The sequence below is a fragment of the Plectonema radiosum NIES-515 genome (genome assembly GCF_025753815.1).
Taxonomy (GTDB): domain Bacteria; phylum Cyanobacteriota; class Cyanobacteriia; order Cyanobacteriales; family Nostocaceae; genus Hassallia; species Hassallia radiosum_A.
The window spans coordinates 1-6,463 of sequence record NZ_JAOWRF010000076.1 but is presented as its reverse complement, the minus strand read 5'-3'; the positions used below and the strand labels follow the sequence as shown (position 1 = coordinate 6,463).

Sequence of the window (6,463 nt, the reverse complement as noted above, 5' to 3'; positions counted from 1 at the left end):
CTCCTTGTCCCCCTGCTCCTCCTTGTCCCCCTTCTCCTCCTTGTCCCCGTTGTCTCCCTTGTCTCCGACTCCCCCCTCCTCCTCTCCTCCGTTGTTCCTAGTCAAACGGAGATTTGGCAAAATTATCCTCATGTCCGCATTATTACTTTAGAAGAAGTACCGCTCAAGGGTATGTATCCCACATTGGGAATTGACCGTGCCTTGAGTTTATATGCTGCTGTCAGCACTTTTGGCTTTCCCATGTTAGTTATTGATGCGGGGACAGCACTGACTTTTACAGGTGCTGATAGCGACAAAAATTTAGTCGGGGGGGCAATTTTACCAGGATTAGGTTTGCAGTTTGCGAGTCTTAGGCAAAATACCGGACAATTACCAGTTGTAGAGACGCGAAATACGAAGTCTCTACCGCAACGATTTGCTTTAAATACAGAAGAGGCAATGCAAAGTGGGATAATTTATACGTTACTAGCTGGAATCAAAGACTTTGTTGAAGCTTGGTGGTGCGATTTTCCCGAAAGTAATGTTGCGATTAAAGGAGGCTCAAGCACCTTAGTGGTAAACTATATGAAATCAGAGTTTCCAGAAATTGCAGCGCGTTTGATTGTGGAACCGAATTTGATATTTTGGGGAATGCGATCGCTATTTTTCTACGCTAGTAGACAACCGTCGTAGAAAACAATGTAGAGACGCGAAATTTCGCGTCTCTACAAGGGTTGTTCACAACCCATAGTTCATTTTCACGACGTTTGTCTAGTAAAAACATTCCACTGAAACGTCTCTTTCACTCCTACGTCTAGTAAAGACGTTCCACCGGAACGTCTCTACAATATCGGATGATTTACTTCAACTTTTAGAAGCAACTTTCTGCGTCTAGAAATGAGAATTATTTTCATGAAATTCCAATGGCTTATCAGTTGAAAGTAGCTGACTTCTTTGAGATAATAACCTTTCTGGGTCAATGCCACTGAAAGTTGGTGGTAGCCAAACTCGAACTACTAGCAGTACTCCCATCACCAACAAGAAAGCACATGCTGCTAAAATGTGGCTCCATTCTGCTTCTAGCACTCCCCGCACAATTACTTCTCGCAACACCGAAACAATCGACACTTCTACAGCTACACCAATCGATACTCGTTGTTCTTGTAAGTAAATAATCAGCAATCGAAATAACTCGACCAAAATCAACAGAAATAAAATATCGGAAGTGAAAACTTTAAAGTTTAAAGGAGGTAGCAGCGAGTAAAACATTGCTCGCAATTGGATAACCATGAAGCTGAATAAACCAATACACAGAGAAACCACTATTAAATCTTGGATGGTTTCAAGACCCCGAACAAGCTGACTGCGATTTAACATGAGGTTTCTCCTTTTATAAAATGTAATTTCCAGCTTTATAACCGCAATAAATTCAATAGTTAGTTATTAACTACTTATTATCGGGAAGTGGTGTACCTTGCTATATTTGGTATTTATTGCTTCTTGAAGAAACTATATTGATAATCTTAAAAAATAACAAGACCTTTTAAATATAAGTTTCTTTTATTAAAGATAGAGATAGCTTAACTGTGAGGGAAATTCAGATAAATTAGCTTAATTCCAACTCAATATCGGATTTAACAATGATAAGCATCAAGGATTACAATACATACACTCTCTAGGATCGGCATATTTGCCATCAGGGAATGATTCTTCTTGACTAAAACCGCATTTTTGGCATTGATATTTGACAGCACGAGTTAGCAAAGTAGGTGTATAACAACTTGCACAGGGTAATCCTTTAATTCTTTGAGTTATTTCAAAACCGGGGATACCACAACTTGGGCAAAAGCTATTAATCTTTTTTAATAAATTACGAGTGGCTTTTTCTATGTTTTTCATTCGTGTAGGGTTATACATCCCTCGCATATCTGTTTCTATATGCACCTTTTTATTTGGTGAATTTTTTAAAGCAAAATAAACAGCTTCTTCAAGTTGTTTATCTGTAATAATACCTTTGAATATCTCACCGCTATCTTTGGGTGAATCAGAAATAACAATCAAACCATGTTCGGGAAAACCAACTTTAGTTGCAAATTTATATGCTTCTTCAATATTTTGAATAAGCTGAAAATTATGGTTAGTTTCCAGAGAAAATTCCTCACCAATAATTTCTAGCTCATTTTCTTTATCTAATAAAATAACAATTTCTCTATTACTAGAAATATAAGGTAAACTAGGATAAGGGCAAAAAGTACCTTCACTAGCGATCGCTAAAGTTTCACCTGTGAGAGCAAGTGCTTTTTCGGCTTTTAATCTGGCAGCTTCAATCTGCGTACCAACACGTTTAATTTCTCTGGTGAATGTACCAAAAATATCAGTATTTAAATCAGGTGGTACTATAACTTTAATTCCTAATTGTTCTAGAAGTGGTGCAATGACTATCTCTTTTTGATGCATAGTAGCTAGTATTGCTACTCGATTACTAAACAATTGCTGATTTTTCATCGCTGATTCAACGAAAGCAAATATTACAGAATTAAATACCTAAATCTAATAACTTAATTCGTGACTTTTGATGAAATCTCGAATATATCCCGCAACGATACCAGCGCAAGATTCTGGTAAGTTACTTTTTCCACGAGCAATTATTTTTAACTCCGAGGAAGGAATTTGACTGTAAACTTTACTCATGGCTAGAGAGCGTGGTGTATCTTCTCCACCTTGCAAAATCAAAACTGGCATTTCTAAAGTATATAACCGCTCGTGTAAGAATTCGGCATTAATTTCTGGCTGCTGACGTTGAAATAATATTTTGCAAGCTGTGGGATATTTCACCAGTACTTGATAAAGCTGCCAATCTTGTTCAATTTCTTGATCCCAGCCGAAAATTTTAGTTATGGGACGAAGTAATCGCAATAATTTAAATATAACAGGCGATCGCTTGACTAATTGTCGCATTTTCTGCAAACGCTTTTCTTGTCCTTCGATTTCCACACCCTCTGGTGCTAACAATACTAAACCACTAACTTTATGTGAATATTTTAAAGCATAGCTAGCAGCAATCCAGCCTCCCAGAGAATGTCCAACTAAATAAACTGTTTCTAACTTTAAAGCATGGATAAATTCAGCTAGAGATTCTAAAAGTAAATCAATTGAGTAATGAACATTAGGATAATCTGACTCACCAAAACCGAATAAATCTGGTGACAAACAATGGGAAGTTGAAAGCGATTCCATTACCGACAACCATTCACAGCTATCATTCCAAGCACCATGTAAGAAAATTATAGGAGTTCCTTCACCAACTTCACGCCAAAATAATAACCCTTGAGAGAGTTTTCTCCGAGAGTTACGAAATAAATTATTCATTTTAATTTAGTAGTTAGTAAATAGTAGTTAGTAGTTAATAGAATAACAACTAACTACTAACAATTGACTTGTATACTTTTACGCTAATGTTGTCAAGCCCTGCAAGTAATCTTGCAACTGCCGAGTGTGATCGTGGGACATTTGTCCTGGTGGTAGAGAGTTGAGAGCAAAAGCCTGGATTTCCATTGCTTCCAAGGTATCTTGAATCTCCATAATTCCCTTAACTTCTGCTTCAACGACAATACAAATCGAATGAATTCTGGGATCGCGATCTGGTGCAGAGTAAACTCCTACCAAACGCCGAATTTTCACCAAATCAAGCCCAGTTTCCTCCATCAGTTCACGCTGGACTGTATTGGGAATATCTTCTCCCCAGTCCACCATACCTCCAGGCAATGCCCAGCGACCATTGTCACGCCGCCGGATTAGCACAATCCTACCATCGGGTAAAATGGGGATGATACTCGTGCCAGTGATGGGATGACGAAAAAGGATACCCAGTACAGCTTGTCCAAAGCGCCATAAGCTACGTGTGGACTGGACAGTTGCAGCAAAAAAAGCAAAAACGTTCAATCTTCCAATTTCTGTGTAGTATTGTAGAACTCGCCACGACCAACATCCGCTCAACTACGAAAATATTGAATTTTGTGTTATGTGAGGATGCTCGTGGTTTAAGGTTTTATTCTAACGATTACCGCAGAACAGATCAATTTTAGCATTTGCTGAAACCAAAACTATGTATATACATAATCATTATGAGCTAATAATTTTTTAGCTTTTAGCTAAAATTACCTTGTTGAAAGTGGCAATAAATACTTGCTGAAAAATCTAAATTGCTTAAATCTATACTTGAAATAACGTTAATTTTTTCAATACTTTAAAATTTTTAACTGAAAATTTATTTTTTTCCGATATGAAATTTTCTTATAAAATAGTTTCTATATCTAAATACTTTGCTTGAAAACTGCCTATTCCACATCAAAATTGAGCAATAAAGTTACGAATTTAATTAATCAAAAAATAATTCTCAAGTTGGATTGACATAAAAAACTTAAATGCGGTACACTAGAACACTGTTTAAAGTGTATTGAGTGCTGAACTAGACTAAGACTATATCAATAACATTGGTCGTTGATATTGCCTGAGTTATTTGTGGCTTCAGCTAGTTTGTTGTTTATTAATGAGGTGAACATGGCCAAGCGCCGCAACCCCAAAAAAGAAAAGGCGCTACGGAACCAGGCATATGCCCGGAAGTTTCGTAAACGAACCACTACAGGAAGAATGCAGAGAAGATTCCAACAAAGACCGCCAAAGAGTGAAGAGGATGAAGGAGCAGCATCAATGGATGCTGCTGAATAAAGAATGTTGCTCAACAGCAGGCATTTGATTTGTCTCTTTTAGCTTAGATTGCATAAATGCTCCTATCCTTAGCCGATCGCTAGGGGGTGGAGGATTACTAAATAGCCATAAAGCTTATCGAACTTAGTTAAAGTTTGTAAATTTAAGTAAGCTTTTTAGTTGTATTGTGTTTTCTGCAAAAGTTAAGGATGTTATGTAGTCTCATCAGTTTCCGTCATTTGAAAGGGCGTATAATTATACGCCCTTATTTATTATTTATTAGACATCTCCATAGTCATACGTAGAGACGTAGCTAGCTTACGTCTAATCAAGGGTTTCGGGCAACGCATAATAAGCATAGCGGTCGATGTCCCTTATTCAACAGTTATTTGAGTGCGAGCGGCTTTCAGGGCTTTGGTTACTTGTTCAAAGCCTGTACCACCGTAGCTGTTGCGGGCTGCGACGACTTGACGGGGAGCGATCGCTTCATAAATATCTGCATCAAACGCTGGATGCAATTCTTGCCATTCTGATAAACTCAAATCTTTTAAAAGTTTACCTGCGGCAATACTGGTTTTCACCACTTTCCCCACGAGATTGTAAGCTTCCCGAAAAGGAACACCCCGCGCTGCCAGATAATCTGCTACATCGGTAGCATTGGAAAAGTCCTCCGCTACAGCTTCTGCTAAACGCTGAGTGCGAAATTCTAAACCTTCCCGCAGCAAAATCGTCATCGCTTCTAAACAAGCTTTAACTGTTTTGACACTATCAAATAAAGCTTCTTTATCTTCTTGCAAGTCTTTGTTATATGCCAAAGGTAGTCCCTTCATCATTACCAGCATTGCTTGCAGATGACCAAATACACGCCCAGTTTTCCCCCGCACCAATTCTGGGACATCGGGGTTTTTCTTTTGGGGCATAATGCTGGAACCCGTAGCACAGCTATCTTTCAGGGTGACAAAGCGGAATTCTTCCGAAGACCAAAGAATTACCTCTTCCGAAAGGCGGCTGAGGTGAACCATAATCAAACTAGCAGCACAAAGAAATTCAATCGCAAAATCGCGATCGCTCACTCCATCCAAGCTATTAGCATAAACTTCGTCAAATTGCAATAGTTCGGCGGTATAATGGCGGTCAATCGGGAAAGTAGTTCCAGCCAAAGCACCACACCCTAAAGGTGAAATATTCACCCGGCGAGAAACGTCTTCCAAGCGTTCCCAGTCGCGCTGTGCCATGTGATAATACGCTAAGAGGTGATGAGCCAAACTTAGAGGCTGGGCGCGTTGTAGGTGGGTATAACCTGGTATCAGGGTTTCAATATGGTTATCGGCTATATCTAATAAGACACTTTGAAATTCTCGCAGTGAAGAGCGGATGTGTTGAATTTGGTCGCGTAGATAAAGTCTGGTGTCAGTACCAACTTGGTCATTACGCGATCGCGCTGTATGCAGCTTTTTCCCGACATCACCCACCAATTCCGTCAATCGCTTTTCCACGGCAAAATGTACATCTTCTGCGTCAATACCTGGGTGAAATTTACCTGTGCGATATTCTTTGCGAATTTGTTCTAAACCTGAAACCAGAAGACTTCCTTCTTCTGGAGAAATGATGCCAGTGTGAGCCAGCATTTTCCCATGAGCTTGAGAGCCGGTGATATCGTATTCGATTAATTCAATGTCAAAAGTTATACTGGCATTAAACTGAGCGATCGCCGGATGTAACGCTGATTCAAATCGCTGACTCCAAGTTGGTTCTTTAGTCATATATATGTCTGGGG

Annotated in this window: 7 protein-coding genes; 2 read left to right on the top strand and 5 right to left on the bottom strand. The window is 39.1% G+C overall.

Annotation, left to right across the window (positions count from 1 at the left end; translation table 11 throughout):
• Positions 1-672, top strand: a 672-nt coding sequence (locus OGM63_RS05005) for a pantothenate kinase (protein ID WP_263744397.1), incomplete at its 5' end; no start/stop codon positions are given.
• 198 nt (positions 673-870) lie between these two features.
• Here the strand turns inward: OGM63_RS05005 and OGM63_RS05000 are convergent.
• The 4 genes from OGM63_RS05000 to OGM63_RS04985 all read right to left on the bottom strand — a co-directional run bounded on the left by OGM63_RS05000 (position 871) and on the right by OGM63_RS04985 (position 3,921).
• Positions 871-1,356 carry a phosphate-starvation-inducible PsiE family protein gene (locus OGM63_RS05000; RefSeq protein ID WP_263744396.1) on the bottom strand — a complete coding sequence of 162 codons (486 nt, stop codon included), beginning with the start codon at positions 1,354-1,356 and terminating at the stop codon, positions 871-873.
• A gap of 273 nt (positions 1,357-1,629) precedes the next feature.
• A complete protein-coding gene (locus OGM63_RS04995; protein WP_263744395.1) occupies positions 1,630-2,484 on the bottom strand; it encodes a DUF6671 family protein in 855 nt (284 codons plus the stop codon).
• 45 nt (positions 2,485-2,529) lie between these two features.
• A complete protein-coding gene (locus OGM63_RS04990; protein ID WP_263744394.1) occupies positions 2,530-3,348 on the bottom strand; it encodes an alpha/beta fold hydrolase in 819 nt (272 codons plus the stop codon).
• Positions 3,349-3,426: 78 nt separating this feature from the next.
• The gene (locus OGM63_RS04985) at positions 3,427-3,921 is read right to left on the bottom strand and encodes an NUDIX hydrolase (protein WP_263744393.1); all 495 of its coding nucleotides are present in this window, start codon (positions 3,919-3,921) and stop codon (positions 3,427-3,429) included.
• A 618-nt stretch (positions 3,922-4,539) separates the two neighbouring features.
• On the opposite strand from OGM63_RS04985, the gene OGM63_RS04980 reads away from it, so the two are divergent.
• Entirely contained in the window at positions 4,540-4,707 is a 168-nt protein-coding gene (locus OGM63_RS04980) for an Asl3888 family RNA-binding protein (protein WP_507236766.1), read from the top strand.
• A gap of 353 nt (positions 4,708-5,060) precedes the next feature.
• Here the strand turns inward: OGM63_RS04980 and argH are convergent, their stop codons facing one another.
• On the bottom strand, positions 5,061-6,449 hold the full coding sequence (gene argH / locus OGM63_RS04975) for an argininosuccinate lyase (RefSeq protein ID WP_263744398.1): 1,389 nt from the start codon (positions 6,447-6,449) through the stop codon (positions 5,061-5,063).
• Positions 6,450-6,463 lie beyond the last annotated feature (14 nt).